The sequence below is a fragment of the Rhodosalinus sp. 5P4 genome, assembly GCF_041365695.1.
Taxonomy (GTDB): domain Bacteria; phylum Pseudomonadota; class Alphaproteobacteria; order Rhodobacterales; family Rhodobacteraceae; genus Rhodosalinus.
This window is the reverse complement of record NZ_JBGFSJ010000007.1, coordinates 36,734-62,784: the sequence shown is the minus strand read 5'-3', so window position 1 is coordinate 62,784 and position 26,051 is coordinate 36,734. Positions and strand designations below refer to the sequence as shown.

At 68.2% G+C, this 26,051-nt stretch carries 26 protein-coding genes and 1 tRNA gene; 19 read left to right on the top strand and 8 right to left on the bottom strand.

Annotation, left to right across the window (positions count from 1 at the left end):
• Positions 1–65 precede the first annotated feature (65 nt).
• A complete protein-coding gene (locus tag AB6A69_RS13695) occupies positions 66–1,073 on the bottom strand; it encodes a Hint domain-containing protein (RefSeq protein WP_371061192.1) in 1,008 nt (335 codons plus the stop codon).
• 152 nt (positions 1,074–1,225) lie between these two features.
• On the opposite strand from AB6A69_RS13695, the gene AB6A69_RS13690 reads away from it, so the two are divergent.
• Positions 1,226–2,008, top strand: coding sequence for an SDR family oxidoreductase (locus AB6A69_RS13690; RefSeq protein ID WP_371037822.1), 783 nt, complete (start codon positions 1,226–1,228; stop codon positions 2,006–2,008).
• Positions 2,009–2,067: 59 nt separating this feature from the next.
• Positions 2,068–3,186: an ABC transporter ATP-binding protein gene (locus AB6A69_RS13685; RefSeq protein WP_371061191.1), complete on the top strand. Its 1,119-nt coding sequence runs from the start codon at positions 2,068–2,070 to the stop codon at positions 3,184–3,186.
• A 115-nt stretch (positions 3,187–3,301) separates the two neighbouring features.
• Here the strand turns inward: AB6A69_RS13685 and AB6A69_RS13680 are convergent, their stop codons facing one another.
• On the bottom strand, positions 3,302–3,961 hold the full coding sequence (locus AB6A69_RS13680) for a helix-turn-helix transcriptional regulator (RefSeq protein ID WP_371037820.1): 660 nt from the start codon (positions 3,959–3,961) through the stop codon (positions 3,302–3,304).
• A 227-nt stretch (positions 3,962–4,188) separates the two neighbouring features.
• On the opposite strand from AB6A69_RS13680, the gene AB6A69_RS13675 reads away from it, so the two are divergent.
• Genes AB6A69_RS13675 through AB6A69_RS13660 form a run of 4 tightly spaced genes read left to right on the top strand, consistent with a single transcriptional unit; the run spans position 4,189 to position 6,673 of the window.
• The gene (locus tag AB6A69_RS13675) at positions 4,189–4,410 is read left to right on the top strand and encodes a twin-arginine translocase TatA/TatE family subunit (RefSeq protein WP_371037819.1); all 222 of its coding nucleotides are present in this window, start codon (positions 4,189–4,191) and stop codon (positions 4,408–4,410) included.
• Between the two features lie 3 nt (positions 4,411–4,413).
• On the top strand, positions 4,414–4,896 hold the full coding sequence (gene tatB / locus AB6A69_RS13670) for a Sec-independent protein translocase protein TatB (RefSeq protein WP_371061190.1): 483 nt from the start codon (positions 4,414–4,416) through the stop codon (positions 4,894–4,896).
• Positions 4,893–5,819 carry a twin-arginine translocase subunit TatC gene (gene tatC, locus AB6A69_RS13665; protein ID WP_371037817.1) on the top strand — a complete coding sequence of 309 codons (927 nt, stop codon included), beginning with the start codon at positions 4,893–4,895 and terminating at the stop codon, positions 5,817–5,819. The genes tatB and tatC overlap by 4 nt, the downstream gene beginning before the upstream one ends.
• Entirely contained in the window at positions 5,819–6,673 is an 855-nt protein-coding gene (locus tag AB6A69_RS13660; protein ID WP_371061189.1) for an ATP-binding protein, read from the top strand. Before tatC ends, AB6A69_RS13660 begins: the two co-directional genes overlap by 1 nt.
• 79 nt (positions 6,674–6,752) lie before the next feature.
• Here the strand turns inward: AB6A69_RS13660 and AB6A69_RS13655 are convergent, their stop codons facing one another.
• From AB6A69_RS13655 to AB6A69_RS13640, 4 genes are all read right to left on the bottom strand, one after another.
• Complete coding sequence (locus AB6A69_RS13655; protein WP_371061188.1) at positions 6,753–7,616, bottom strand: NAD-dependent epimerase/dehydratase family protein; 864 nt, start codon at positions 7,614–7,616, stop codon at positions 6,753–6,755.
• Positions 7,613–8,440 (bottom strand): glycosyltransferase, encoded by an 828-nt coding sequence (locus AB6A69_RS13650; protein WP_371061187.1) that lies wholly within the window; start codon positions 8,438–8,440, stop codon positions 7,613–7,615. Before AB6A69_RS13650 ends, AB6A69_RS13655 begins: the two co-directional genes overlap by 4 nt.
• On the bottom strand, positions 8,437–9,657 hold the full coding sequence (locus tag AB6A69_RS13645) for an NAD-dependent epimerase/dehydratase family protein (protein ID WP_371061186.1): 1,221 nt from the start codon (positions 9,655–9,657) through the stop codon (positions 8,437–8,439). The genes AB6A69_RS13650 and AB6A69_RS13645 overlap by 4 nt, the downstream gene beginning before the upstream one ends.
• Before the next feature lie 233 nt (positions 9,658–9,890).
• Entirely contained in the window at positions 9,891–11,087 is a 1,197-nt protein-coding gene (locus AB6A69_RS13640) for a sugar-transfer associated ATP-grasp domain-containing protein (RefSeq protein ID WP_371061185.1), read from the bottom strand.
• 305 nt (positions 11,088–11,392) lie between these two features.
• Here AB6A69_RS13640 and lon point away from each other — a divergent pair, with 305 nt between their 5' ends.
• On the top strand, positions 11,393–13,798 hold the full coding sequence (gene lon, locus AB6A69_RS13635) for an endopeptidase La (RefSeq protein ID WP_371037811.1): 2,406 nt from the start codon (positions 11,393–11,395) through the stop codon (positions 13,796–13,798).
• 127 nt (positions 13,799–13,925) lie between these two features.
• On the opposite strand, the gene AB6A69_RS13630 is transcribed toward lon, so the two are convergent.
• Entirely contained in the window at positions 13,926–14,165 is a 240-nt protein-coding gene (locus tag AB6A69_RS13630) for a hypothetical protein (protein ID WP_371061184.1), read from the bottom strand.
• Positions 14,166–14,441: 276 nt separating this feature from the next.
• Here AB6A69_RS13630 and AB6A69_RS13625 point away from each other — a divergent pair, with 276 nt between their 5' ends.
• The 12 genes from AB6A69_RS13625 (at position 14,442) to AB6A69_RS13570 (ending at position 24,735) form a co-directional block, all read left to right on the top strand.
• The gene (locus AB6A69_RS13625; protein WP_371061183.1) at positions 14,442–14,921 is read left to right on the top strand and encodes an HU family DNA-binding protein; all 480 of its coding nucleotides are present in this window, start codon (positions 14,442–14,444) and stop codon (positions 14,919–14,921) included.
• Between the two features lie 142 nt (positions 14,922–15,063).
• Positions 15,064–15,138, top strand: a tRNA-Val gene (locus AB6A69_RS13620).
• A 647-nt stretch (positions 15,139–15,785) separates the two neighbouring features.
• Positions 15,786–16,964, top strand: a complete 1,179-nt coding sequence (locus tag AB6A69_RS13615; protein WP_371037808.1) for an ABC transporter substrate-binding protein — start codon at positions 15,786–15,788, stop codon at positions 16,962–16,964.
• Positions 16,965–17,042: 78 nt separating this feature from the next.
• Positions 17,043–17,966, top strand: a complete 924-nt coding sequence (locus AB6A69_RS13610) for a branched-chain amino acid ABC transporter permease (RefSeq protein ID WP_371061182.1) — start codon at positions 17,043–17,045, stop codon at positions 17,964–17,966.
• A gap of 1 nt (position 17,967) precedes the next feature.
• Positions 17,968–18,999 carry a branched-chain amino acid ABC transporter permease gene (locus tag AB6A69_RS13605; RefSeq protein ID WP_371037806.1) on the top strand — a complete coding sequence of 344 codons (1,032 nt, stop codon included), beginning with the start codon at positions 17,968–17,970 and terminating at the stop codon, positions 18,997–18,999.
• A 4-nt stretch (positions 19,000–19,003) separates the two neighbouring features.
• Entirely contained in the window at positions 19,004–19,750 is a 747-nt protein-coding gene (locus AB6A69_RS13600; RefSeq protein ID WP_371054468.1) for an ABC transporter ATP-binding protein, read from the top strand.
• 4 nt (positions 19,751–19,754) lie between these two features.
• The gene (locus tag AB6A69_RS13595) at positions 19,755–20,456 is read left to right on the top strand and encodes an ABC transporter ATP-binding protein (protein ID WP_371061181.1); all 702 of its coding nucleotides are present in this window, start codon (positions 19,755–19,757) and stop codon (positions 20,454–20,456) included.
• Positions 20,457–20,596: 140 nt separating this feature from the next.
• Positions 20,597–21,172 (top strand): diaminobutyrate acetyltransferase, encoded by a 576-nt coding sequence (gene ectA, locus AB6A69_RS13590; protein WP_371061180.1) that lies wholly within the window; start codon positions 20,597–20,599, stop codon positions 21,170–21,172.
• A complete protein-coding gene (ectB, locus tag AB6A69_RS13585) occupies positions 21,162–22,436 on the top strand; it encodes a diaminobutyrate--2-oxoglutarate transaminase (protein ID WP_371061179.1) in 1,275 nt (424 codons plus the stop codon). Before ectA ends, ectB begins: the two co-directional genes overlap by 11 nt.
• Before the next feature lie 4 nt (positions 22,437–22,440).
• On the top strand, positions 22,441–22,824 hold the full coding sequence (locus tag AB6A69_RS13580; RefSeq protein WP_371061178.1) for an ectoine synthase: 384 nt from the start codon (positions 22,441–22,443) through the stop codon (positions 22,822–22,824).
• 15 nt (positions 22,825–22,839) lie between these two features.
• Positions 22,840–24,249 carry an aspartate kinase gene (locus tag AB6A69_RS13575; protein WP_371061177.1) on the top strand — a complete coding sequence of 470 codons (1,410 nt, stop codon included), beginning with the start codon at positions 22,840–22,842 and terminating at the stop codon, positions 24,247–24,249.
• 249 nt (positions 24,250–24,498) lie between these two features.
• Positions 24,499–24,735, top strand: coding sequence for a hypothetical protein (locus AB6A69_RS13570; RefSeq protein WP_371037799.1), 237 nt, complete (start codon positions 24,499–24,501; stop codon positions 24,733–24,735).
• Positions 24,736–24,774: 39 nt separating this feature from the next.
• Here the strand turns inward: AB6A69_RS13570 and AB6A69_RS13565 are convergent, their stop codons facing one another.
• On the bottom strand, positions 24,775–26,001 hold the full coding sequence (locus tag AB6A69_RS13565) for a threonine synthase (RefSeq protein WP_371037798.1): 1,227 nt from the start codon (positions 25,999–26,001) through the stop codon (positions 24,775–24,777).
• Positions 26,002–26,051: the final 50 nt, after the last annotated feature.

Sequence of the window (26,051 nt, the reverse complement as noted above, 5' to 3'; positions counted from 1 at the left end):
GGGGCGCGCGCAATCGCGGCCCGCCGGCGCCCCGGGCCGCCTTCTCTTTCCCTCGTGTCGCGCCGCTAGCGTGCCGAGGCGCGGCGCAGAAGCTCGGCCGCGTCGGGCCGGCGCAGCAGCGTCTCGCGCACCTCGAGGCCGCGAAGCGCCCCGTCGCCGTGGCCCGGCAGCCGGTTCGCCAGCGCGCGGTCGAGCGGCGCGGGCAGCAGGGGCCGGTTGCGCGCATCCAGCAGCATCGATTCGGCCGCGATGCCCTCGGCGTAGATGATCTGGTGGCAGTCGAGCAGCAGCTGGAAATACTCCACGAACCCGCCCGCCCGGCGCCGCACGGTGGTGCCGTTCACGAGATGCCTGGCGCGCACCAGCACCTCGGGCCGGCCGGCGCCGAGCGCATCCTCGCGCTGGTAGACGAAGAGCCGGTGATCGGGGCTGACCACGAGCTCCCCGGTGTTGTGGAGCGCACCTGCCGCGATGACGATGGGCGCGAAGGCGCCCGCAGCGCGCACCGTGCTGCGTCCGATCCAGCGGATTTCCTGCGCACCGTCGTCTCGCGTCAGCAGCCGGTCGCCCGGCGCCAGCGTCTCTATCGGGCGCTGCTCTCCGGAGGCCAGGGTGATCCGCGTCCCCCGCGAGAAGGAGACGCAGCCGAGTTCGGCGAAACGCCGGCGCGCGCCGCCGGGATCGACGTTCACGAGGGTGTAGGACGTGCGCGGCGCCACCCGGTCGAGCGGGTGAGCATGAACCGCGCGCACGGTGCCCGCGCGATCCGTTTCCACCAGCACAAGGACCTCCAGCACCTGCCCGGCGCTGTCCATGAAGGTGAGGCAACTGTCGAGGAAGACCGTCGCGCCGGGGGTGCCGAGCGGGCTGTCGGGGGCGACGACGAGGCTCTCGCCCGCGCCCATCTCCAGCGCGAGCCTGAGCGCCCGGGCGTCCGTCGCGAGTTCGTAGACGTCGTCCGGCGCAAGCGCGTCGGCGTGTTCCAGCGGGTCGCCGCGCCGCGCGCCCTCGGTCGCGCGAAAATCTTCCGCGCGGTGGACGGCCAGATTGATGACGGGTCGTTCTGTCGGCATGAGATCCGGGGATGCAGGGGCTGGCGTTCGCCCCAGCCTACTGCCATCAGCGTGATCATGGAATGTGGCGCGGCAGGGCCGGGGCGCGGGCGATTTGCTGGCATGCCCCGCGCGCCGGTGATAATTGCCACCAACGCAAAAGGGAGGGGCACATGGATCTGGGGATTTCGGGAAAGCGCGCGCTGGTCTGCGCGGCGAGCAAGGGATTGGGGCGCGGCTGCGCCGAGGCGCTCGCAGAAGCGGGGGCGAGCCTGGTGATCAACGCCCGTGGCGCGGAGGCGCTGGAAGAGACCGCCGCCGCGATCCGTGCCGCCCACGGCGTGGAGGTCACGGCCGTGGCCGCCGACATCACCACCGAAGAGGGCCGGTCGAAGGTGCTCGACGCTGCGGGCGCGCAGGTCGACATCCTGGTGACCAATGCGGGCGGGCCGCCGCCGGGGATGTGGACGGACTGGGAGCGGGACGATTTCATCCGCGCCCTCGACGCGAACATGCTGACGCCCATCGCGCTCATCAAGGCCCTGGTTCCGGGCATGATGGAGCGCGGCTGGGGCCGGGTCGTCAACATCACCTCGCAATCCGTCAAGGCGCCGATCCCGGTGCTGGGCCTGTCGAACGCGGCGCGCACGGGGCTGACGGGCTATGTCGCAGGCACGGCGCGGCAGGTGGCCGGCGCGGGCGTCACGATCAACAACCTTCTGCCCGGCATCCACGCCACCGACCGCGCGGTCGCGCTCGATACCGGCGTCGCCGGCAAGGAGGATATCACGCTCGAGGAGGCGCGCCGCCGGCGCGAGGCGACGATCCCCGCCGGCCGCTACGGCACGAAGGAAGAGTTCGGCGCGGCCTGCGCGTTTCTCTGCTCGCAGCACGCGGGCTTCATCGTCGGGCAGAACATCCTTCTCGATGGCGGCGGGACGAACTTCACCATCTGAGCCGCGCCCTCGCGCCCCGGCCGCTTGCGCGGGCGGGGCGGGGTTGCTATCCCGCCCGCATGTCCGAGCAAATTGATCGGGAAAAGTCGGCCGTGGCCGCGCCGGCACCGAGGCTGGAGGTCCGCCACCTCACCCGCCGCTTCGGCGGCCGTGTCGTCGTGGACGACGTGTCGCTGGCGATCCGGCCGGGGCAGGTGACCTGCCTGCTCGGCCCGTCGGGCTGCGGCAAGTCGACCACGCTGCGGATGATCGCGGGCGTGGAGATGCAGGACGAGGGCGAGATCCGGGTCGACGGGGAGCTGATCTGCGACACGGTCTACCGCGTGCCGCCGGAGCGGCGCTCGATCGGGCTGATGTTCCAGGACTTCGCGCTTTTCCCGCATCTCTCGGTGGCCGACAACGTCGCCTTCGGCCTGCGCGCACCGCGCGAGGCGCGCCGCGCGCGGGTCGAGGAGCTTCTCGCGCGGGTGGGGCTGTCGCATTACGTCGACGCGTACCCGCATTCGCTTTCGGGTGGCGAGCAGCAGCGCGTGGCGCTTGCCCGCGCGCTCGCCCCGCGCCCGTCGATCATGCTGATGGACGAGCCCTTCTCGGGCCTCGACAACCGGCTGCGGGACGGGATCCGCGACGAGACGCTGTCGATTCTCAAGGAAGAGGACACGGCCGTCCTGCTGGTGACCCACGAGCCGCAGGAGGCGATGCGCATGGCCGACGAGATCGCGCTGATGCGGGACGGGCGGATCGTGCAGATGGGCGCGCCCTACAACATCTACAATGCACCCCTCGACAAGGCGGCGGTGGCCTTCTTCTCCGATGTCAACGTGATCCGCGGCACGGTGCGCGGGGCGCTGACCGACACCCCCTTCGGCCAGTTCCTGGCCCCGGGCGTGCCCGACGGGGCGGAGGTGGACATCGTCTTCCGCCCGCAGCATGTGGGCATCGACTTCGATCGCGGCGGGCACGGGCCGCAGCCCACCGCGCGGGACGGGGTCGCCGCGCGCGGCGTGGTCGAACGCGCGCGCTTTCTGGGCAACGAAAGCCTCGTGGAGTTCCGCATGGATCATGACGGATCCGTGCTGAAGGCGACCGTGCCCAACGTCTTCCTGCCGAGGCCCGGCCGCGCGCTCTGGCTGACCGTGCGCCGCGACCGCTGCTTCGTCTTTCCCGCGCGCGACTGATTTTCCGCCGCGCGCGGGCCGCCGCGTGGTCCGGGGGCGCTGCCCCCGTCGCGCGTTCCGCGCGACTCCCCCGGAGTATTTCGGCCAAGAAGAAGCCCGGTGTCCTTCCGGCCGGTCAGGGCCTGGCCTCGAAATCGGAAAGGCGTTTGCCCGGCTCGTCCACGAAAAGCGAGGGGATCGTCACGAGGTCCTCGATGCGGTCCAGGCGGAGGGTGGCGAAATCCGCCGCCGCCTCGTCCCAGACCACGGCCGACCAGACGCGCCCCCAGTAGTCGACCTTGAGCGGGCGCACGACGCGCGCGCCGCCGCCGCCGGACATGCGCACGCGGAGCTTCTGGCGTGCCCGGATCGCGGCGCGCAGCCGGGGCATGTGGGCGAAGCCCCGCGCCGCGGCCTCGAACGGGTAGGTGGCCAGGCCGAAGCGGGCCTGCGCGCCCGGCTCCTCGGGCAGGACGGCCTCGATCTTGGCCGAGAGCGAGATGGCGGCGGCGCGCAGATCCTCGTCCACCGCCTCGCCCGTGACGGCGAGGGCGAGGTGCAGGATCTCGAGCTCCGTCTCGGTCAGGTTGAGCGGCGGAAGGGTGATCGCCGCGGAGGCGCGGTAGCCCTCGCCGCGCGCGCCTTCCACCGGCACGCCCGAGGCGGCAAGCGTCTCCATGTCGCGGTAGACGGTGCGCATCGAGACGCCCGTGCGGCGGGCGAGGTCCTCTGCGCGGTGCGGGCCGCCGCGCTTCAGGATCTCGATGAGGGCGTAGAGTCGGTCCGCGCGTTTCACGTCGTCATCCTGCCGGCTGATTCGGTGGATATTTGTCATTGATCTGTCAGTTGACAGAATAGTGACAATAAAGCGCCTGAAAACCTTTGTCAGAGGGGCCGCGAGGCCCGGTTTGGCGCTTTCGTGCCGGCACGGATGAGAGTAGAAACTCACGTGGCTTTTTCGGGCGCGCGGACCATGACCCGGGCTGGCGGCTGGCGGCGCGCCCTCGATCCAGGAGAGACGTCATGCTCAACAATATCGGACTACCCGGACTTCTTCTCATCGCCATCGTGGTGCTCGTCATGTTCGGCCGCGGCAAAATCAGCTCGATCATGGGCGAGGTCGGCAAGGGTATCACCGCGTTCAAGAAAGGCGTGAAGGACGGCACCGAGGAGCTGGAGAACCAGCAGGCCGAGGAGGCCCGCGACGTGACGCCGGAGGGCGAGAAGGAAAAGGACAAGGTCTGATCCATGCTCGATCTCGGCTGGACCGAACTCCTCCTGATCGGAATCGTGGCCCTGATCGTGGTGGGCCCGAAGGATCTGCCCGTGCTCTTTCGAAACGTGGGACGTTTCATGGGCAAGGCGCGCGGCATGGCGCGCGAGTTCAGCCGTGCGATGAACGAGGCCGCCGAGGAGAGCGGCGTCAAGGAAGCCACCAAGGGCTTCAAGGACATGACGTCCTCGAAGTCGCTTGGGCTCGACGGGGTCGAGAACGAGTTCCGCTCCGCCGCGAAGTGGGATCCCGACAGCGAGACGGCGAAGCTTGCCCGCGAGCGCGCCGCCGAGGCGCAAGCGCGCCGGGACGCGCTGCGCGAGCGCAAGGAGCGGGGTGCGGCGGCCGCGGCGGGTGATGCCGATCGGGAGGACGCCGCATCTTCCGAGACCGCGCCCGTTCCCGACACCGCGCCCGCCGCCGGGACGACGGCCAGCGAGGACGACACCAAGGCATGACCGACGCACCGCAGGCTGACGAGATCGACGACAACGAGGCCCCCCTTATCGAGCACCTGGCCGAGTTGCGCACGCGGCTCATCCACTCCGTGCTCGCCTTTATCGCGGGCATGGTGGTCTGCTTCACCGTCTGGAACCCGATCTTCGATTTCCTGACCCAGCCGCTTTGCAGCGCCATGGCGACGCGCGGGATGGAGAATTGCGGCCTGATCCTCATCAAGCTGCAGGAGGGCTTCTTCGTCGCCGTGTCGATCTCGCTCCTGGGCGGGCTGGTGCTGTCGTTTCCCTACATCAGCTTCCAGATGTGGCGCTTCGTGGCGCCCGGGCTCTACAAGTCCGAGCAGAACGCCTTCCTGCCGTTCATGCTGGCCTCGCCCTTCATGTTCTTCCTGGGCGCGTCCTTCGCCTATTACGTCGTGACGCCACTCGCCTTCGACTTCTTCCTTGGCTTCCAGCAAGCCGGCACGGTGCTCGACGAGGGTGAGGTGGAGAACGCGACCGCCGGCATCGCCTTCCAGGGCTCGGCGCAGGAATACCTGTCGCTGACCATCAAGTTCATCGTGGCCTTCGGGCTGTGCTTCCAGCTTCCGGTGCTGCTGACGCTCATGGGAAAAGCCGGCCTGGTCAGCGCTGAAGGGCTTCGGAAGGTCCGCAAATTCGCGGTCGTGGGCATTCTCCTGCTGGCGGCGCTCGTCACGCCGCCCGACGTCATCACGCAGGTGATCCTGTTCGTGGTGGTCTACGGGCTTTACGAGGTGTCGATCTGGCTGGTCGAGCGCGTGGAAAAGCGGCGCGAGGCGGATCTCCGGGCCCGCGGCCTCTGGTTCGAGGATGACGACGATCCCTACGGCGAAGGGTCCGAACAGGACGATCCGCTGATGCGGGAATTCGACGAGACCGACGACGAGGAGCGCGGGCGCTGATGCCGGAGTTCGAGGCGGATGCGCTGGCGCGGATCGCGTCGGCGCTGGAACGGATCGCGCCCGCCGCGCGGCCCGCGCCCGACTTCGAGGCGGCGGACGCCTTCGTCTGGCATGTCGCGCCCGACCGGCTGGACCCGGTAGGACGCGTGAACCGGGTGGATCTGTCGCTTCTCGTGGCGGTGGACCGGGCGAGAGACACGTTGCTTGCCAACACGCGCCAGTTCGCGCGCGGGCTGCCGGCGAACAACGCGCTTCTGTGGGGGGCGCGCGGGATGGGCAAGTCCTCCCTCGTGAAGGCGGTCCACGCTGCGGTGGTGGCCGAGGGGCACGACCTGAAGATCGTGGAGCTGCAGCGCGAGGACCTGCCGAGCGTGGGGCGGCTGCTCTCGATCCTGCGGGCCGCCGGGGATCACCGCTTTCTGCTCTTCTGCGACGATCTCTCCTTCAGCCACGACGACGAACACTACAAGAGCCTCAAGGCCGTGCTCGACGGCGGCGTGGAGGGTCGTCCCGGCAACGTGGTGCTTTACGCGACCTCGAACCGGCGCCATCTGATGCCGCGCGACATGATCGAGAACGAGCGATCCTCCGCTATCGCGCCTTCGGAAGCGGTCGAGGAGAAGGTTTCGCTTTCGGACCGGTTCGGGCTCTGGCTGGGCTTTCATCCCTGCAGCCAGGACGAGTTCCTCGACATGATCCGGGGCTACTGCGCCGCGCACGGCGTGAAGATCGCGGAGGACCGTCTGCGCGCGGAGGCGATCGAGTGGCAGGCGACCCGCGGCGCCCGGTCGGGCCGCGTGGCCTGGCAGTTCTTCGTCGATCTCGCGGGCCGCGAGGGCGTGCCCCTGGCTTGAGGGCGGGCAAGGCCTTTGGAAAGGCCTTGCAAGCGGTTTCGAAACCGCTTGCGCGCCGCCTTGGATGCGGCGCGGTCGATCACAACATCGCGGGCAGCGCCGCTTGCAGACCCGCCCATCCCCCCGGCCGCCAGCCGAGCGCGCGCAGCCTGTCAGTGCGCATCTCGCTCACCGCGGTGTCGCTGGGCGCGGGTGGCGGGTGGCGGCAGCCGGTGAGCCGGGCGACCTCGGCGAGCAGATCGTGGCGATCCAGCAGGATGTCCGAGGCGTTGAAGATCCCGTCGCCGAGCCGTGCATCCGGCACGGTCAGAAGCAGCCGAACGGCCGCGGCGAGGTCGGTACCGTGGAGTTCCGTTCCTTTTCGGGAAACGATCTCGTCTCCTGCCAGGTAACTGTCGAAGAGATCGCGCCACTTGTGGCGCTGTCCGGGGCCTGCCGGGCCGTACACGCCGGTGGCGCGCAGCGAGACACCGGAGAGGGGCAGGGCGGCGAGCGCGGCCTCGGCCTCCCGCTTGACCTCGCCGTAAAGCGTGTCGGGCCGGGCAGGCATCTCCTCGCGAAGCGCCGTGCCGGGCGGGTAGTCGCCATAGACCGCGCGGGAGGACAGGAAGACGATCCGCCCGACGCCCGCGGCCCGCGCCGCTTCGAAGAGCCGCCTCGTGCCTTGGGCGTTGCGCCTCAGGAAGCCTTCGGGATCCTCGCCCTCGCCGCCGCGGTAGCGGCCGGGAATGTGGGCGAAGCCCGCATGGACGAGCGCCTCCACACCCTCGAGCCGCGCCTCGGGGCGGTCGAGATCGAAAGGCTGGTGGGCCACCTCGGACGAGAAGAAGCCCGGCGCGGGCGGGCGGCGCGTCAGCACCGTCACCGCGTCGCCCGCGGCAAGCGCCGCCTCGACGATGAAGCGCCCGACGAGCCCGGTGCCGCCGGTGACGGCGAGCCTCATGCAGGGTTCTCGAGGGCTGAAAGATCGGGCGCCTCGCCCCGGGCGTAGGCGTGCCAGAGCTCGATCAGCGGGCGCAGGCGTTCGGCCTTGGCGTGGTCTTCCCACGGCTTTTCGTACTGGAAGTGCAGCACCCGGATGGATGCCCAGTCCCAGAGCCCGGGCAGGTTGAACCAGACATATTGCAGCATGTTGTCGAAGACGGGCAGCCCGTGCCAGTCGGGGAAACAGGCCTGCAGGAAGGTCTGGTCGGTGCGCCGCCAGAACGCGCCCGGCGCGTCGAGCCGCGCGAGCATCGCGTCGAAGGTCGCCTGCGCGGGCCGCGCGGTGAAGACGCCGGAGTTCATGCGGTGAAAATCGCCGAGGCTTTCGTAGACGTTGGGGGCCGCGCAGAACTCGGGATAGTCGAAGAGCCGGTCGATATCGCGCAGCACCAGCGTGTCGGCATCGAGGAACACGACGCGCGCGTAGTCGAGCTGCCAGAGCCGGAGCTTGGCGAAATTGTCGAGCGGCGTGTGGAAGGCAGGCTTCTCGCCCTTCGTGAAGGGGGCGAGCCCGTGCAACCGGTCGCGCGCGTGGGCGGCGTTGAAGGCGTCCGAGGTGGGCAGAAGATCGGTCGCCACCAGCCGCGCGCCGCGGTCGCGCAGCGGCGCGAGCGCCGCCGCCTCCACGCCGGCCGTGTGCAGCACCACGCGGTCCGCCGCGGTTCCCGTCAGCGCGAGAGAGTGCAGAAGCGCCGCCGCGCCGCGCGCGAAATCGGCATTGGTGACCAGCGTCACGAAGGCACGATCGGAGCGGGCCGGCCGCTCCGGGCTAAGGCCGCTCACGAGACGGACTTGAGCGCCTTGCCTTCCGGGTCGCGCTCCACCCGCTGCGCGATATCCTTGGTCCAGGCCGACACCGCCGGCACGCGCGAGCGGTCGATGCGGTGGGCGTATTTCCTGGCCACCTCGACCACCTCCTCGAGCAGACCTTCGGCCAGCGTCGTGGGGTCGAGGCCAAGGGCCAGGAACTGCTCGTTCCTGACCACGAGCTCGTTCTCGTCGGCCTCCTTGCGCGGGTTGGGCAGGTAGGCGATGCGCGCGCCGGTGAGCTTCGCCACGAGCGCCGCGAGGTCGCGCACGCGGTGCGTCTCGGTCATCTGGTTGAAGATCTTCACCCGCTCGCCCGCCTTCGGCGCGTCCGCCAGCGCCAGCTCGATGCAGCGCACGGAGTCCTGGATGTGGATGAAGGCGCGAGTCTGCCCGCCTGTGCCGTGCACCGTCAGCGGGTGGTCGATCGCGGCCTGGATCAGGAAGCGGTTGAGCACCGTGCCGTAATCGCCGTCGTAGTCGAAGCGGTTGATGAGCTGCTCGTGTCGGCGCGTCTGGTCGGTGTGCGTACCCCACACGATGCCCTGGTGCAGGTCGGTGATCCTGAGCCCGTCATTCTGGGCGTAGAACTGGAAGAGGATCTGATCGAGCGACTTGGTCATGTGATAGACCGAGCCGGGCCGCGTCGGGTAGAGGATCTCGAGCCCCTTCTTCTCGCCTTCAAGGTTCTCGATCTCCACGTCGAGGTAGCCTTCGGGGATCGCCGCGCCCACGCTGGAATAGCCGTAGACGCCCATGGTGCCCAGGTGCACGAGATGGGCGTCGACGCCCGCCTCGACCATCGCGGCCAGCAGGTTGTGGGTGGCGCTGACGTTGTTGTTGACGGTGTAGACCTTGTGGCGGTCGGTCTTCATCGAGTAGGGCGCCGCGCGCTGCTCGGCGAAGTGCACGATCGCGTCGGGGCGGTAGTCCGTCAGCCACTGGCGCAGCCGCTCGTATTCCTTCGCCAGGTCGAGGAGATGAAACCGGATGGTCTCGCCCGAGACCTCCTTCCAGATGCGGCATCGTTCCTGGATCGAGTCCATCGGCGTCAGCGATTGCACGCCGAGTTCGGTGTCGATCCAGCGGCGCGAGAGGTTGTCGAGGATATGGATCTCGTGACCGAGGTGCGACAGGTGCAGGCAGGTCGGCCAGCCGACGAAGCCGTCCCCTCCCAGAATGGCGATACGCATGGGTCCGGTTCCCCTCCAAGTGGCGTTGCGCGCCCGATAGAAGGTCTTCCCGCGGCGCGCAAGTGACGGTTTGGCGACAATAGAGCGTGCGCGGCAGCGGTGCAATTCCGGCCCTGGCCGACGCGATGCGGCGGGGCGGCCGGCGGTTTTGCGCCACGCCCTGTCGGGATCGCGGCCCGCGCGCGCGGTGCGCGGGCGGGGCTGGGCGTGAGCGAGGCGGCCTTCCCGGTCTGTCAGCGTCGGCCGGTGATCCCGCGAAGGAGGCCGCGGCGCTTGGGCGCGAAATCCTGTCCATGGAAGGCGAAGAAGTCACGCACCTCGGGCTGGAGCAGGCCCTTCCCCGTGCCGTTCTGGAGCACGTCGAAACTGCCCGCGTAGTTGAGTTCCACGAGGACCGGCCCGTCGGGCGTGATGGCGATGTCGGTGGACTGGTAGGCAATGCCCCCGAACAGGCGGACCGCGCGCTCATGCAGCTCGCGCACCTGCTGCCAGAAAGGCAGGGCGAGCCCGGTCAGCCCCGGGCGCTCCGGATGATCGGGCAGCGCCGCGACGCGCGGCCCGTCGCGGCCCGCCACGCGCGTCACCTCGCCGGTGTCGACATCGAGCCCGCAGACGAGATTGCCGGGCCGCCAGAAGGCGCAGGCCTCGTTGCCCGCCGTCGCGAGCTTCATGACCGCCATCGGCACGGCGACGTCGCGCCCCATCACGAAGGCGGGCAGCCGGACCGTCGTCAGGCCCGTGCAGAAAGGCGCGAGCGCGGGATGGTTCTTCAGCCGGGTCTGCAACAGGTAGGGCGCATCGCCGAAGACCCGCGAGATGACCTCGTCATAGGCGAGACGGCCGTAACCGGGAACCTCGAGCCCGGATGCGTCCGCGGCGCCCAGCGCGAGCGCGCCCGACCCCACCATGCCGTCGAGCGTCTTGGCGAAGAGGCTTCCGGCCGGCCGCGAGAGGACGACGTCGCGCAGTGCTGCGCCCGTCTCGATCCGGGCCACGCGCCCGTAACTGCGCGCGGACGCTGTGTCGATCACGGCAACGGTCTCGGGCTGTGGAAGCCCGTCGGCCGCGAGCAACTGCGACATCGCGAACTTGTCCTCGGCGGCCGACCACCAGGATTTGCTGTTCACCGCGTGCGCGACGGGCCAGACTGTGGCGGCGCCGACGAAGCGATCCGCGGCGTCACCGGGGTGCAGGTCGCGATCCCAGAGCTGATAGCGCAGGTAATCGGAGACCTCGATCCCGCGGCCCGATCGCGCGTGGCGCATGATGTCGCGGCCGATGGCCAGCGGCGATTGCCCGCTCAGCTTCGCGGCAAGCGCGATGAGAGCGTTGTTGTTGCCTCCGCTGGCGCTCCCCGCCTCGTAAAGCGCGCGGTCGCGGGTCGTCGCGTCGCTTTCCGGCGGAAGATCGATGGGTGCCGTATGGGTCATGGGACGTGTCCCCGGGGTGATCGGTTGCTGTGGGTGCCAGACTGCCTGGGCGCGAAGCTAGCGGCGAAACATGGCAGCAATTGGGCCGGTGTGCCGTGCGGCGCCGTCGAAGCCGTCGCCAAACCCCGGCTCCCCTTGCGCACCGGCGCGCAGGCGGCCATTCTCGTTGTGATCCCGCGCGGGGAGGCGCGCCGTCCCGGTTGAAATTCCGGCGCCGCCCCCCACATTCAGGAACCAGATCGGGGAGGGCCGAAGGCTGCCGCGCAGGCGGGGCAGGGGCCCTCTGCCAAGAACAAGGACCTATCATGCAAGAACCTCTCAACACTTCCTATCCCGTGCTGCCGCTGCGCGACATCGTGGTGTTCCCCCACATGATCGTGCCGCTCTTCGTCGGCCGCGAGAAGTCGGTGCGCGCGCTCGAGGAGGTCATGCAGGACGACAAGCAGATCCTGCTGTCGAGCCAGATCGACCCGTCCGAAGACGACCCGACCTCGGAGGGGATCTACAAGGCCGGCGTGCTCGCCAACGTGCTGCAACTGCTGAAGCTGCCGGACGGCACCGTGAAGGTGCTCGTCGAGGGGCAGGCGCGCGTGCGGATCGTCGAATATCTCGAAAACGAGAATTTCTTCGAGGCGCGGGCGGAATACATGACCGAGATGCCCGGCGACCAGGCCGCGATCCAGGCGCTGCTGCGCACCGTCGCGGACGAGTTCGAGCGCTACGCCAAGATCAAGAAGAACATCCCCGAGGAGGCGCTCGCCGCGGTGGCCGAGACGACGGAACCGGCGAAGCTGGCCGATCTCGTTGCCGGCCATCTGGGCATCGACGTGGCCCAGAAGCAGGAGCTGCTGGAGACGCTGTCGGTCAGCGAGCGGCTGGAGAAGGTCTATGGCCTGATGCAGGGCGAGATGTCGGTCCTGCAGGTCGAGAAGAAGATCAAGACCCGCGTCAAGAGCCAGATGGAGCGCACCCAGCGCGAATACTACCTGAATGAGCAGATGAAGGCCATTCAGAAGGAGCTCGGCGACGGCGAGGACGGCGCGGGCGAAGTCGCGGAACTCGAGGAGCGCATCGAGAACACCAAGCTGTCACGCGAGGCGCGCGAGAAGGCCGAGGCGGAGCTCAAGAAGCTCAAGTCGATGAGCCCGATGAGCGCCGAGGCCACGGTGGTGCGCAACTACCTCGACTGGATGCTGTCGATCCCGTGGGGCAAGAAGTCCCGCGTCAAGAAGGATCTGCACCGCGCGCAGACCATCCTCGACGAGGACCACTACAGCCTCGAGAAGGTCAAGGAACGCATCGTCGAGTATCTGGCCGTGCAGCAGCGCTCGAAAAAGCTCAAGGGGCCGATCATGTGCCTCGTGGGTCCTCCGGGCGTCGGCAAGACGTCGCTGGGCAAGTCGGTGGCCAAGGCCACGGGCCGCGAGTTCATCCGCATCTCGCTGGGCGGCGTGCGCGACGAGAGCGAGATCCGCGGCCACCGCCGGACCTATATCGGCTCCATGCCCGGCAAGATCATCCAGGCGATGAAGAAGGCCAAGACCAACAACCCGCTCATCCTGCTCGACGAGATCGACAAGATGGGTCAGGACTTCCGCGGCGACCCGGCCTCGGCGATGCTGGAGGTGCTCGATCCCGAGCAGAACTCGACCTTCGTCGATCACTACCTCGAGGTGGAGTACGACCTGTCGAACGTGATGTTCATCACGACGGCCAACTCCTACAGCATGCCCGGCCCGCTCCTTGACCGGATGGAGATCATTCCGCTCGCGGGCTACACCGAGGACGAGAAGCTGGAGATCGCCAAGCGCCACCTGCTTGACAAGCAGGTCAAGGACCACGGCCTGAAGAAGGGCGAGTTCGAGGTGACCGATCCGGCGCTTCTGGACATCGTACGCCTTTACACGCGCGAGGCGGGTGTGCGGAACCTCGAGCGCGAGATCGCGAAGCTCGCCCGGAAGGCGGTGACCGAGATCGTGCGTGACGGAAAGACGAAGGTGACCATCACCCAAGAGAACCTTTCGGACTACCTCGGCGTGAAGAAGTACCGCTTCGGCCTGGCCGAGATGGAGGACCAGATCGGCGTCGTGACCGGCCTCGCCTGGACCTCCGTGGGCGGCGATCTGCTGTCGATCGAGGCGTTGCGCCTGCCTGGCAAGGGTCGGATGAAGACCACCGGCACGCTGGGCGACGTGATGAAGGAGTCGATCGACGCGGCCTCGAGCTTCGTGCGCTCCATCGCGCCCGAGATCGGGGTGAAGCCGCCGCGCTTCGAGAAGTGGGATATCCACGTCCACGTGCCCGAGGGCGCCACGCCCAAGGACGGGCCGTCCGCGGGCATCGCGATGGTGACGTCCATCGTGTCGGTGCTCACGCAGATCCCGGTGCGCAAGGACATCGCCATGACCGGCGAGGTCACGCTTCGCGGCAACGTGCTGGCGATCGGCGGGCTGAAGGAAAAACTGCTCGCGGCGCTTCGCGGGGGCATCAAGACGGTGCTGATCCCGGAAGAGAACGAGAAGGACCTCGCCGAGATCCCCGACAACGTGAAGGAGGGGCTGACGATCATCCCCGTCTCGAACGTGAAGGAGGTGCTGAAGCACGCCCTCGTGCGGGAACCCGAACCGGTGGATTGGGACGAGGCGGCCGAGGAAGCGGCCGCGGCGGAAGCCGCGCGCAACGCGGGAACGGCCAGCGCGGTCGCCCACTGACGCGCGACATCTCGCCCGGAACGAGAAGGGCGCCCCCCGGGGCGCCCTTTTTTCTTGCTGCAACACCCGCGCCGCATGCCCGGGAGCGGGGCGGGCGGGCCCGGCTGACGCCGGCCCGGGTTCGATGCTACCGGAGGTTTGGTCCTTCAAGAACAAATCCGTTTCCACCACCGCCGCCGCCGCCACTGGCGCTGGCCGCGATCAGCACGAGCAGCATGGTGGCCGCGATCGCGATCTGGGTGTCGCGGGCGTCCGTCCCGGCCGATTGTGTGGATGTCACCGGTTCCAGCCCTTCCGGCGTGACATGATAGCTGCACCCGGCAAGAAGCGTGGCCGCGCAGATCGTGGCTGTGAGCGCTCGTTTCATGGAATCGTCCCTCGTTCCGTGTCGCGTCTTGGCCCGACGTCGCCGGGCCGACGGGCACATGGATGGCGCATCCTGACGTGACAGGTCAAGCTGTCAGCCCGTGCGATGCGTCGTGGACGCCGGGGGCCTCTCCGTTACCGCCGAAGCCCTTGCGCTGCGCCGGACGAGGGCGCCGGCCGGAACACGCGCGTGGCCTGCACCGCGCATCGCTGCTATGCTTCGTGCCAGTTCCGCGCCGCGAGGGCCGCCGCCAGGGCGGCTGACAGCGACGCGCGGATGGAAAGGCTGAGCGAGGACGCGATGGACAGCAAATCGACCGGAACGAAGGCCGGGGCGAGTGCCGCGGGCGCGGCACCGAAAGCCACGCGATCGACAACGCGGGTCGCGGCGGTGAAGCCGGCGCGCAGGGCGGCGGCAAGGGCCGAGCCGGCGGCGGAAGCGGAGGCGGAGCCTGCAGGAACGGCGCCTGCACGGCAGGAGGCCGCGCAGGCTCTGCCCGCGCTTAAGAAGGCGGAGCTTCTGGACGCGGTGGTTGGACGCTCGGGCGTGAAGAAGGGACAGGCCAAGCCGGTCGTCGAGGCGTTGCTCGCCGTGCTGGGCGAAACCGTCGGCGAGGGGCGCGACCTCAACCTGGAGCCGTTCGGCAAGCTGAAGATCAAGCGCAGCGAGACGGGCGCGAACGGGCGCGTCACGGTGGCGCGATTGCGTCAGAAGGACGGGCCGCCCAGGGCGCCAGCCGAAGATCCGGACGGCTGAGCGGGTCGCCCCGCGCCGCGCTGCCCGCGGCGGTCGTGCCGATCGGCCCGCGCGAAACGCCGCGAGGGCATCGCGACCCTTGCGGCCTTGGTGAAAACCCCCTTGCACGGACGGTGGTCCGTGGCTATGAGAGCCGCCCAGAGGGTGATTAGCTCAGTGGTAGAGCGCTTCGTTCACATCGAAGATGTCGGGAGTTCGAATCTCTCATCACCCACCATTCCTCCCGCAACACCCGTGACCGCCGCGACGGGACCCGCCGTCGGCAAAGGCGCGCCCATCCGGCGGGCGCCATCGTCAACCCCGCGCGCACACGTCTCGTGAGCGCGCCGCCTGCCGCGCATCCCGGACCGCCGTCGCTCCCGCTGGCCGTGACGGTGCGCCGCTGCCGGCGGGCCCGGACCTGAAGATCACGCCTTTTGCGTCGCTTGCGCCGGTTGTCACCGCAAGGGTGGGGAGCGGGGCCGGCGTCGTCGCGCTCGGGGTCCGGCGGTGATTTTCCTCGGCCCCTGGGCGCAAGATGTTGCATGTGTCAGGGCCTTGCAGCGCAGGGCTGCGCCGCGAGCGCGGGCAGGAAAGAAAATGCATACGAGGTCGCGGGACATGCCGGGAACCCGTCTGCATCCCGCGCGGGCAGGAGTACATTTCCCTAATCGCCTCAATCTCCTGGCGGGGCTTCATGCGGAATTACGGCCGTCATGTCCGTGCAGCGCCGCCCGCCTTGATCTGATTGCACAATAATGCATTATTGATTTCAGCCTGCGTCCCGGCCCATGCTCGGGCGCCGGGCCAAGACGACCGGCGCGGAACGACAGGACGGGCGGCTATGGGCGGCTTGCCCGGGAAAACACAAAGGGGAGGTCCTTCATGAAACGCACTCTGGCGACGCTGCTCGCGGCGTCCATGCTCTCGTCACCGGCCTGGGCCGAGGACGTGAAGATCGGCTTCGTCACCACCCTCTCCACTGGGGGCGCGGTGATCGGCAACCAGATGAAGAACGCGGTCGATCTCGCGATGGAGCATCTTGGCGGCGAGGCCGGCGGCCACACGCTCGAGGTGATCTTCGGCGACGACCAGTTCGCGCCCGAGGCCGGCAAGCAGGCGACCGACAAGCTGGTGAAGCAGGACGACGTTGACTTCGTCACGGGCTACATCTGGTCGAACGTGCTGCTGGCGTCGCGGAACTCCGTCGTGAACGCCGACAAGTTCCTGATTTCGGCCAATGCGGGCCCGAGCCAGATGGCGGGCGTCCTCTGCCACCCGAACTTCTTCTCCACCTCCTGGCAGAACGACCAGACGCCCATGGCCATGGGCGAGGTTCTGAACCAGCTGGGCGTGCAGTCGCTTTACGTCATGGCGCCCAACTATGCCGCCGGCAACGACATGGTCGCCGGGGTGGAGCGCACCTTCGCCGGCGAGATCGTCGGAAAGGACCTGACCAAGTGGGGCGCGGATGCGCAACTCGACTTCTCGGCCGAACTCGCCAAGGCGCGGACCTCGGGGGCGGAGGCGATCTTCGTCTTCTACCCGGGCCCGGCGGCCGGGGCCTTCGCCCGGCAATACGACCAGCTGGGCCTGGCGGACGAGCTGCCGCTCTACTCGGTGTTCACGGTCGACGCGATCTCGCTGCCGCGGTTGCAGGAGGCGGGCTTCGAGGCGGTGATCGGCTCGCGCACCACGCAGCAGTGGGACCCGACGCTCGACAACGCCGCCAACAAGCGCTTTGTGGACGACTACAAGGCGACATACGGCAACTACCCCTCCTATTACGCGGCGCAATCCTACGACGCGATCATGCTGATCGCCTCGGCGGTCGAGGCCGTCGACGGCGACATGGAGGACAAGGACGCGGTGCGCGAGGCGCTGCGCGCGGCCGAGTTCGACAGCGTCCGCGGGGAGTTCCGCTTCGGCCCGAACCACCTGCCGATCCAGGACTTCTACCTGCGCGAAGTCATCGTGGACGAGGACGGGGTCTGGACCACCAAGGTCGTCCAGACGGTGTTCGAGGACCACCAGGACAGCTACGCCGAACAGTGCAACATGTAAGAGCGGCGCGGCAACGCTGCGCACCGGCCGGGCGGCACGACCGCCCGGCCGGGCCGTGAAACGCGGACGGAGGGGCCCTTGGATATCGCGCTCTTGGTGCTGCAGACCCTGAACGGGCTGCAACTGGGACTTCTGCTGTTCCTCGTCGCGTCGGGGCTGACGCTCGTCTTCGGCATCCTCGACTTCGTGAACCTCGCGCACGGGGCGCTCTACATGCTGGGCGCGTTCGTCTGCGCCTCGCTCACCCTGGCGACGGGAAGCTTCCTGCTGGCGGTCCTGCTTGCCCTGCCGATCACGGGGGCGGCGGGCTACGTGATCGAGCGCGTCGTGGCACGCAACCTCTACCAGCGCGACCATCTCGACCAGGTGCTCGCCACCTTCGGCCTCATCCTCGTGATCGACACCTTGGTGCACATCCTCTGGGGGCCCGAGGGGATGGCCGTGCCGCTGCCCGACATCCTCGAAGGGCAGCTGCGGGTGGGCGAGAACTTCGTGCTGCCCGTCTACCGCCTCGTCATCATCGGCACCGGGCTCGCCGTCGCCGCGGGGCTCTACTGGCTGGTCAACTTCACGCGGCTCGGCATGCTGATCCGGGCGGGCGCCTCGAACCGCAGCATGGTCTCGGCGCTCGGGGTCGACATCAACACGCTCTTCACCTTCGTCTTCGCGCTGGGCGCGATGCTCGCGGGGCTCGCGGGCATGCTGATCGCGCCGATCACGGAGGCGTCCATCGGCATGGGCAACAACATCATCATCACCGCCTTCGTGGTCATCATCGTGGGCGGCATCGGGTCGATGAAGGGCGCCTTCGTCGGCGCGCTGCTCATCGGGCTCATCGACACGCTCGGCCGGTCCTTCCTCGACTCGTTCTTCGAGCTTTTCATGAGCACCGCCGCGGCCGAGACCTCGGCGCCGGCGGTTTCGGCGATGCTCATCTACATCATCATGGCGGCGGTGCTCGCGGTGCGCCCGCAGGGCCTCTTCCCGCCGAAGGTGCGCTGAGATGGCGGGGCTTTCGAGAACCGCGCTCGCCACCATCGTGCTGCTCGGCCTCCTGGCCGTGCTGCCGCCCATCTTCGTCTGGACGGGCAACGCCTTCTACGTGGATCTGGCCACGCGGCTGGTGATCCTCGGCATCGCGGCGACCAGCCTGAACCTCATTTTGGGCTATGGCGGGCTCATCAGTTTCGGTCACGCGGCCTTTCTCGGGATCGGCGCCTACGGGGTGGGCATTCCCGCCTACCACGCGATCTTCGGCGGCTTTCCCGCGGTGGCGAGCTTCAACGGATTCTTCCAGGTGTTGCTCTCGACGGGGGTCGCGGCGCTCTTCGCGCTGATCACGGGCGCGATCTGCCTGCGCACGAAGGGCGTCTATTTCATCATGATCACCATGGCCTTCGCGCAGATGGTCTATTACTTCTTCGTTTCGCTCTCCACCTACGGCGCCGATGACGGGCTGGTCATCAACATGCGCTCCGAGGTGCCGCTGATCGACCTGAACGCGCCCTTGCAACTCTACTACCTGTGCTTCGCCAGCCTCGTCGCGGCGATGCTGATCGTGCGCACGATCGTGAACTCGCGGTTCGGGATGGTGCTTCAGGGCGCGAAGGGCAACCCCGAGCGCATGGTGTCCATGGGCTACAACATCTTTCGCTACCGGCTGACGGCCTACGTTATCTCGGGCGCGATGGCGGGCTACGCGGGCGCGCTTCTGGGCAACTTCACCACCTTCATCTCGCCCGACATGATGGACTGGACCCGCTCGGGCGAGCTCATGTTCATGGTCATCCTGGGCGGCGCGGCGACGACGCTCGGCCCGGTCATGGGCGCCACGCTCTTCATCGTGCTGGAGGAAGTGCTGCAGATCGTGCTGGACTGGCTCGAACCCGTGGCGGAGCCCGCCTACACGGCGCTGACCGGCCGTGACCTGCAGCTGGAGGTCTACTGGCACCTTCCCTTCGGCATCGTCCTGATCCTCGTGGTGCTGTTCGTGCGGGGCGGCCTCATGGGCCTCATCCGCGGCAGGAGGGACTGAGCCCATGCCCGGCGCGATCCTGAAGGTCGAGGGCCTCAACAAGAGCTTCGGCGGCATCAAGGCCACCGACGACGTGAACCTGAGCGTGGAAGAGAACGAGCTTCACGCGATCATCGGGCCGAACGGGGCGGGCAAGACGACGCTGATCGCGCAGCTCTCAGGCCAGCAAATGCCGGATGCGGGGCGCGTCATCTTCCGCGGCCGAGACATCACCCGCGCGGCGGCGCACCGGCGCGCGCGCCTCGGCATCGCGCGCTCGTTCCAGATCACGAGCCTGGTCATGGACATGTCGGTGCTCGACAACGTGGCACTCGCCGTGCAGGCGCGGCACGGCCATTCCTTTCGTTTCCTGCGGCCGGCGCGCAAGGTGGCGCCGATCCGCGACGCCGCCATGGCGTATCTCGCCGAGGTCGGGCTCGAGGATCGGGCGGAGCGGCCGACGGTGGCCCTCAGCCACGGCGAACACCGGCTGATGGAGATCGCCATCGCGCTCGCCGCCGAGGCGCCGCTTCTGCTTCTCGACGAGCCGATGGCCGGGCTGGGCGCCGAGGAATCCGCGCGGATGGTGGCCTTGCTGAAAGGCCTCAAGGGCTCGCGCACGATCCTGCTCATCGAGCATGACATGGACGCGGTCTTCGCCCTCGCCGACCGCATCAGCGTCCTCGTTTACGGTCATGTCGTGGCCACCGGCGACCCGGTCTCGATCCGCGGCAACGACGCGGTGCGCCATGCGTATCTCGGCGAGGAGTGAGCGCATGCTGACGGTCTCCGAACTCACGGCCCATTACGGCACCTCCCAGGCGCTGTTCGGCATGGATTTCGCCTTCGGCACCGGCGAGGTGGCGACGCTGCTGGGGCGGAACGGGCAGGGCAAGACCACCACGATCCACTCCATCTGCGGGGTGGTGCGGCCCTCGGGCGGCGCGATCCTCTTCGACGGTGAGGAACTTGTGGGACGGCCGTCCTTCCGCATCGCCAATCTCGGGATCGGCCTCGTGCCCGAGGGGCGGCAGGTCTTTCCCAACCTCACGCTGTGGGAAAACCTCGTGGCCACCGCCTCGAACCATCTCGGGCACGCCGATCCGTGGACGGTGGAGCGGGTCTTCGACCTCTTCCCCGAACTCGGGGCGCGCAAGGGGTCCATGGGCAACCTGCTGTCGGGCGGCGAGCAGCAGATGCTGGCCATCGGCCGCGCGCTCATGACCAACCCCAGGCTCTTGATCCTCGACGAGGCGACCGAGGGGCTCGCACCGCTGATCCGGCAGAAGATCTGGCACGCGCTGGCCGAGATCAAGCGCCAGGGCCTGTCGATCCTCGTGGTGGACAAGAACCTGAGCGACCTGCTGCGCATCGCCGACCGCAACTTCATCGTGGAGCGCGGGCGCGTGGTCTGGTCGGGCAACTCGGACGCGTTGAGGGCCGACCGCGACACGTTGCACCGCTACCTTGGCGTGTGACGACGGGACAGCCCCGCGGGCGCGACGGCGATTTCGCGCAGATGCCGGCCCCGCCGTGCAATCCCCTTGCCGCGTCGGGCAAAAGATATGACAATGACGCTGACGACGCCAAGGACACGTCTCTGAGGATTCCAAGCCACATGAACACGCCCCCGAACCGCGCCCCGGTGCTCTCCTTCCGCGCGCCCTCCGCAGAGGATGGCGCGGATGTCTGGGATCTCATCCGGAAAAGCGGCCCGCTGGACGAGAACTCGATGTACTGCAACATCATCCAGTGCGACCATTTCGCCGATACCTGCGTCGTGGCCGAACTCGACGATGAGATCGTCGGCTGGATCTCCGCCTTCATCCCGCCCGACGCGACGGATACGCTTTTCGTCTGGCAGGTCGCCGTGGGCGAGGCCGCACGCGGGCGGGGCGTGGCGAAGAAGATGCTGACGCACCTGCTGGAGCGGGAGGCCTGTTCCGGCGTGACGCAACTCAAGACGACGATTACCGCGGACAACGAGGCAAGCTGGGCGCTCTTCAACAGCTTCGCCGAGAAGATGGACGCCGAACTCGACTACGAGCCGCACTACAAGCGCGACGCGCATTTCGGCGGCCAGCACGCGACCGAATACATGGTGACCATCGGCGACATCGACGCCGACACGGCCAGCGACGACAGCGCCGCGCAAGCGACCCCCACCGAAAAGGAGGCCCCCCATGCAAACTGACGTCTTCGAGCGGCGCGAGTCGCAGGTCCGCAGCTACTGCCGCAACTTTCCCGTCGTCTTCGCCCGCGCCGAGGGCAGCCACATGTTCGACAGCGACGGGCGGCGCTACATCGATTTCCTCGCGGGATGCTCGACCCTGAATTACGGGCACAACGACCCCGACATGCAGGACGCCCTGATCGAGCACATCAAGGCCGGCGGAATCGCGCACGGCCTCGACATGTACACGGTCGAGAAGGCGCGCTTTCTCGAAGCGTTCGAGGACACCATCCTCAAGCCACGGGGCCTCGACTACAAGGTGATGATGACCGGCCCCACCGGCACCAACGCCGTGGAGGCGGCGATGAAGCTCGCGCGCAAGGTGACGGGGCGGCGCAACATCGTATCCTTCACGAACGGGTTTCACGGCATGACGATGGGCGCGCTTTCGCTCACCGGCAACGCGGGCAAGCGCGCGGGCGCGGGAAGCGGGCCGCTCTGCGGCGCGACCCACATGCCCTTCGACCGCGCGCTCGGCGCGGATGTGGACACGCTCGCGCATCTCGAGATCATGTTCTCGAACAGCTCTTCGGGCGTGGATGCGCCGGCGGCGTTCATCTTCGAGCCGGTGCAGGGCGAGGGCGGGCTCAACGCCGCCTCGATCGAATGGATGCAGGGCGTGGCCCGGCTGGCCAGGAAGCTGGGCGCGCTGCTGATCGTGGACGACATCCAGTCGGGCTGCGGGCGCACCGGCACCTACTTCGCCTTCGAGGAGGCCGGGATCGAGCCCGATCTCGTCACGCAGGCGAAATCGCTGTCGGGCTTCGGGCTGCCCTTCGCCACGCTCCTGGTGAAGCCGGAGCATGACATCTGGAAGCCGGCCGAGCACAACGGCACCTTCCGCGGCAACACGCACGCCTTCGTCACGGGCCGTGTAACGCTCGAGAAGTTCTGGAAGGACGACGCCTTCGCCGCCGAGGTCCGCCGCAAGGGCGCGCATCTGCACGAGCGCCTGTCGCGGATCGCGGCCCTGGTGCCGGGCGCGGAGCTGCGCGGGCGCGGCATGATGCAGGGCATCAACGTCGGCACCGGCGACATCGCGGGGCGCATCTGCTCCACGGCGTTCGACAAGGGGCTGATCATCGAGACATCCGGAGCCGACGACGAGGTGGTGAAGTTCCTCGGCCCGCTCACCACGCCCGACGAGGTGCTCGACGAAGGACTCGACATTCTGGAAGCTGCCGTGAAAGAAGTGATGAACGAGAACAAGGAAGCAGCGGAGTAGCCCGATGATCGTAAGAGATTTCAACGAACTGAAAGACAGCGCCCGCGCGGTGTCCGATGCGCAGTGGACCAGCGTGCGGATGCTGCTGGCCGATGACGGGATGGGTTTTTCCTTCCACATCACCACGCTCAAGGCGGGCAGCGAGCACACCTTCCACTACAAGCACCATTTCGAGAGCGTCTACTGCATGTCGGGGCGCGGGCGCATCACGGACCTCGCCGCCGGCGAGACCCACGAGATCCGTCCGGGCGTGATGTATGCGCTCGACCAGCACGACAAGCATACGCTCGTCGCCGACGAGGATCTCGTGATGGCCTGCTGCTTCAACCCGCCGGTGACGGGCACCGAGGTCCACCGCGAGGACGGCTCCTACGCGCCGGCCGACTGAGAGACGCGAGAGAGCATGACGACAGGACACACCGTCGAGAAGATCGGCGGAACGTCCATCAGCCGGGCGGACGAGCTGATGGACACCCTCTTTCTGAAGTCCGACGGCGACGGCCCATATAGCCGGGTCTTCGTCGTCTCGGCCTTCGGCGGCATCACGGACCTGCTGCTCGAGCACAAGAAATCGGGTGAGCCGGGCGTCTACGGTCACTTCGCCGCCGCCGAGAGCGACCTGCGGTGGAGCGAGGCGCTGGACCGCGCCGCCGCGCGCATGGGCGAAGAACATGCCCGGCTTCTCGATCATGCCGCCGACCGGCAGGAGGCCGACGAATTCCTGCGTGACCGGATCGAGGGGGCGCGGTCCTGCCTTCTGGATCTTCAGCGGCTGACCTCCTACGGGCATTTCCGGCTGAGCGACCAGATGCTGACGATCCGGGAACTCCTCTCGGGGCTTGGCGAGTCGCATTCGGCCAAGGTGGTCACCCTGATGCTGAACCGCCGTGGCGTCGATGCGCGGCTGGTGGATCTGTCCGGCTGGCGCGACGAAAGCCATCCCGACCTGGAGACACGGTTGACGGGCGCGATGGAAGGGGTGGATTTCGCCTGCGAACTGCCCATCGTCACCGGCTACGCCCAGTGCCGCGAGGGGCTGATGCGGGAGTATGACCGGGGCTATTCCGAGGTCACCTTCGCCCATATCGCGGCTCTGACCGGTGCGCGCGAGGCGGTGATCCACAAGGAATTCCACCTGTCGAGCGCCGATCCCAAGCTCGTCGGCGAGGACAAGGTCGTCAAGATCGGCCGGACCGACTACGACGTGGCCGATCAGCTCTCGAACCTCGGCATGGAGGCGGTGCATCCGAACGCCGCCAAGATCCTGCGGCAGGCCGGCATCCCGCTGCGCGTGGCCAACGCCTTCGATCCGGGCGATGCGGGAACGCTCATCCTGGCCGAGGTGGACGCCGATCCGCGTGTCGAGATGGTCACCGGCCTGCCCGTCGCGGCGCTGGCGGTGCACGAACCCGACATGGTCGGGGTGAAGGGGTATGACGCCGCGATCCTAGAGGCGCTGACCCGGTTCGATGTCTGGATCGTCTCGAAGGCCTCGAACGCCAATACCATCACCCACTATGTCGATCCCAACCTGAAGGCCCTGCGCCGCGTGGAAAGCGCGATCGAGAAAGCCTTTCCCAAGGCGGAGATCGATATCCGCAAGGTCGCGCTGATCAGCGCGGTGGGCCGCGATCTGCTGAAGCTCGAGGTGCCCGCCCGGGGCTTGCGGGCGCTCGTGGCGGCCGGGATCGAGGTGCTCGGTGTGCATGCGCTCGCCCGTGGCGTCGATGTCCAGTTCCTCGTTCCCGAGGAGCGGCTGAAAGAGGCCGTCGCCGCGATCCACGAGGCCCTCGTCGAGGCGGGGCAGGGCTAGCCCTGGCCCCTGCGCCGGTACACGCGCCCGCCTTTCCCGCCCGCGCATTTCGCGTGGCGCCGTGCGCCGCGCTCCGTCTCCGCCCGGGGCGCGGACGGGGCGCTCCTCGCAGGCTTCACGTCCGCGCGGCCGGGAGCGCATGACCGCGTCGCCGCGTTGTCTTGCACCAGGCGCATGGCGGCTTTCGCGGACATGGTCTTGCTGCGCTGCAGCGAAGCGATAAGTTCAGGGCATCGAGAGGATGCCGCAATGAACACCGCAACGACCACCATGACCGCCGCCGCCGCCCCGACGTCCACCCCCCGTGGAACCGGCCCCGCCAACCCGGTCGCAGCCCTGCTGCGCCTTGTCGACGCGCTCGCGGTGGCCTGCCGCCTGAGCCGCGAGGCACGGCTCCTGCAGTTCTCCGACGCGGCGCTGGCAGAGCGCGGGCTCACGCGGGACGAGGTGCGCGAACAACTGATCGCATCGATCCCGCGCGGCTGAGTCACTGTTTGCCTGCCCGTCTCCGGGCAGGCCGTAGGCTTAGGCGAACGCCCCGAAATCGATCGGCGCGTCCTTGTCGAGGCTCTTCTCCACGGCCGGCATCGGGTATTTGAGACCGGTAGCGCAATTCCACAGCACCGCCCGGTCGTCGCGCGAGATCAGCCCTTCGGCAAGCGCCTTCCTGTAGGCGGCGGCGGTCGCTGCACCCTCGGGGCAAAGCAGCAGACCCTCTTTCGCCGCGATCTCGTCGCGCACGCCCATCAGGTCGTCGTCGGCCACCTCCATCGCGAAGCCGCCCGACTCGCGCACGGCCCGGATGATCAGGAAATCGCCCACGGCCACCGGCACGCGGATGCCGGCGGCGACGGTGTGGGCGTCCTGCCAGAGCGGGGCGTGCTCCTCGCCCTCCTTCCACGCCTTGACGATGGGCGCGCAGCCCTCGGCCTGCACGGCGACCATTTTGGGCAGCTTGCCCGTGATCCAGCCCATCTGCTGCAATTCGTGGAACGCCTTCCACATGCCGATCAGCCCGGTGCCGCCACCCGTCGGATAGAAGATGACGTCGGGCAGCTCCCAACCGAGCTGTTCGGCCAGTTCCAGGCCCATCGTCTTCTTGCCCTCGATCCGGTAGGGCTCCTTGAGGGTGGACACGTCGAACCAGCCGACCTTTTCCTTGCCCTCGCCCACGATCTTTCCGCAATCGTTGATGAGCCCGTTGACCAGATAGGTGTCCGCCCCCTGAAGCTGGATCTCGCGGATGTTGATGTCGGGCGTGTCCGCCGGGCACAGCACGGTCGTGCGGATACCCGCCCTGGCGGCATAGGCGGCCAGCGCCGCACCGGCGTTGCCGTTCGTGGGGATCGCCATGTGGTCGATCCCGAACTCCTTCGCCATCGACACGGCGAGGCAAAGCCCCCGCGCCTTGAAGGATCCCGTCGGAAGGCGCCCCTCGTCCTTGACGAGCACCCGGTCGGGATCCGCGCCGAGCACCGGCGCGCTTTCCCGCAGCGGGATGATCGGTGTCATCACCTCGCCCAGCGAGACGCGGTTTTCGGGCCGCGTGACCGGCAGGAAGCTGGAATAGCGCCAGAGGCCGGGGGCGTCGGATCGGGCCAGCGCATCCTTCGAGAGCGCGGTCTTCATGGCGTCGAGGTCGTAGCGGACAAGAAGCGGCCGCCCCGCCTCCGACAGGCCGTGAACCTGCCCCGCCGGGTAGTGCTTGCCCGTGATGGAGCATTCGAGGTGGGTGACGAACGTCTCGGCCATGCGTGATCTTCCTTCTTGTCGTTACGGTCTGGTCGGTCTTGTCGCGGTTC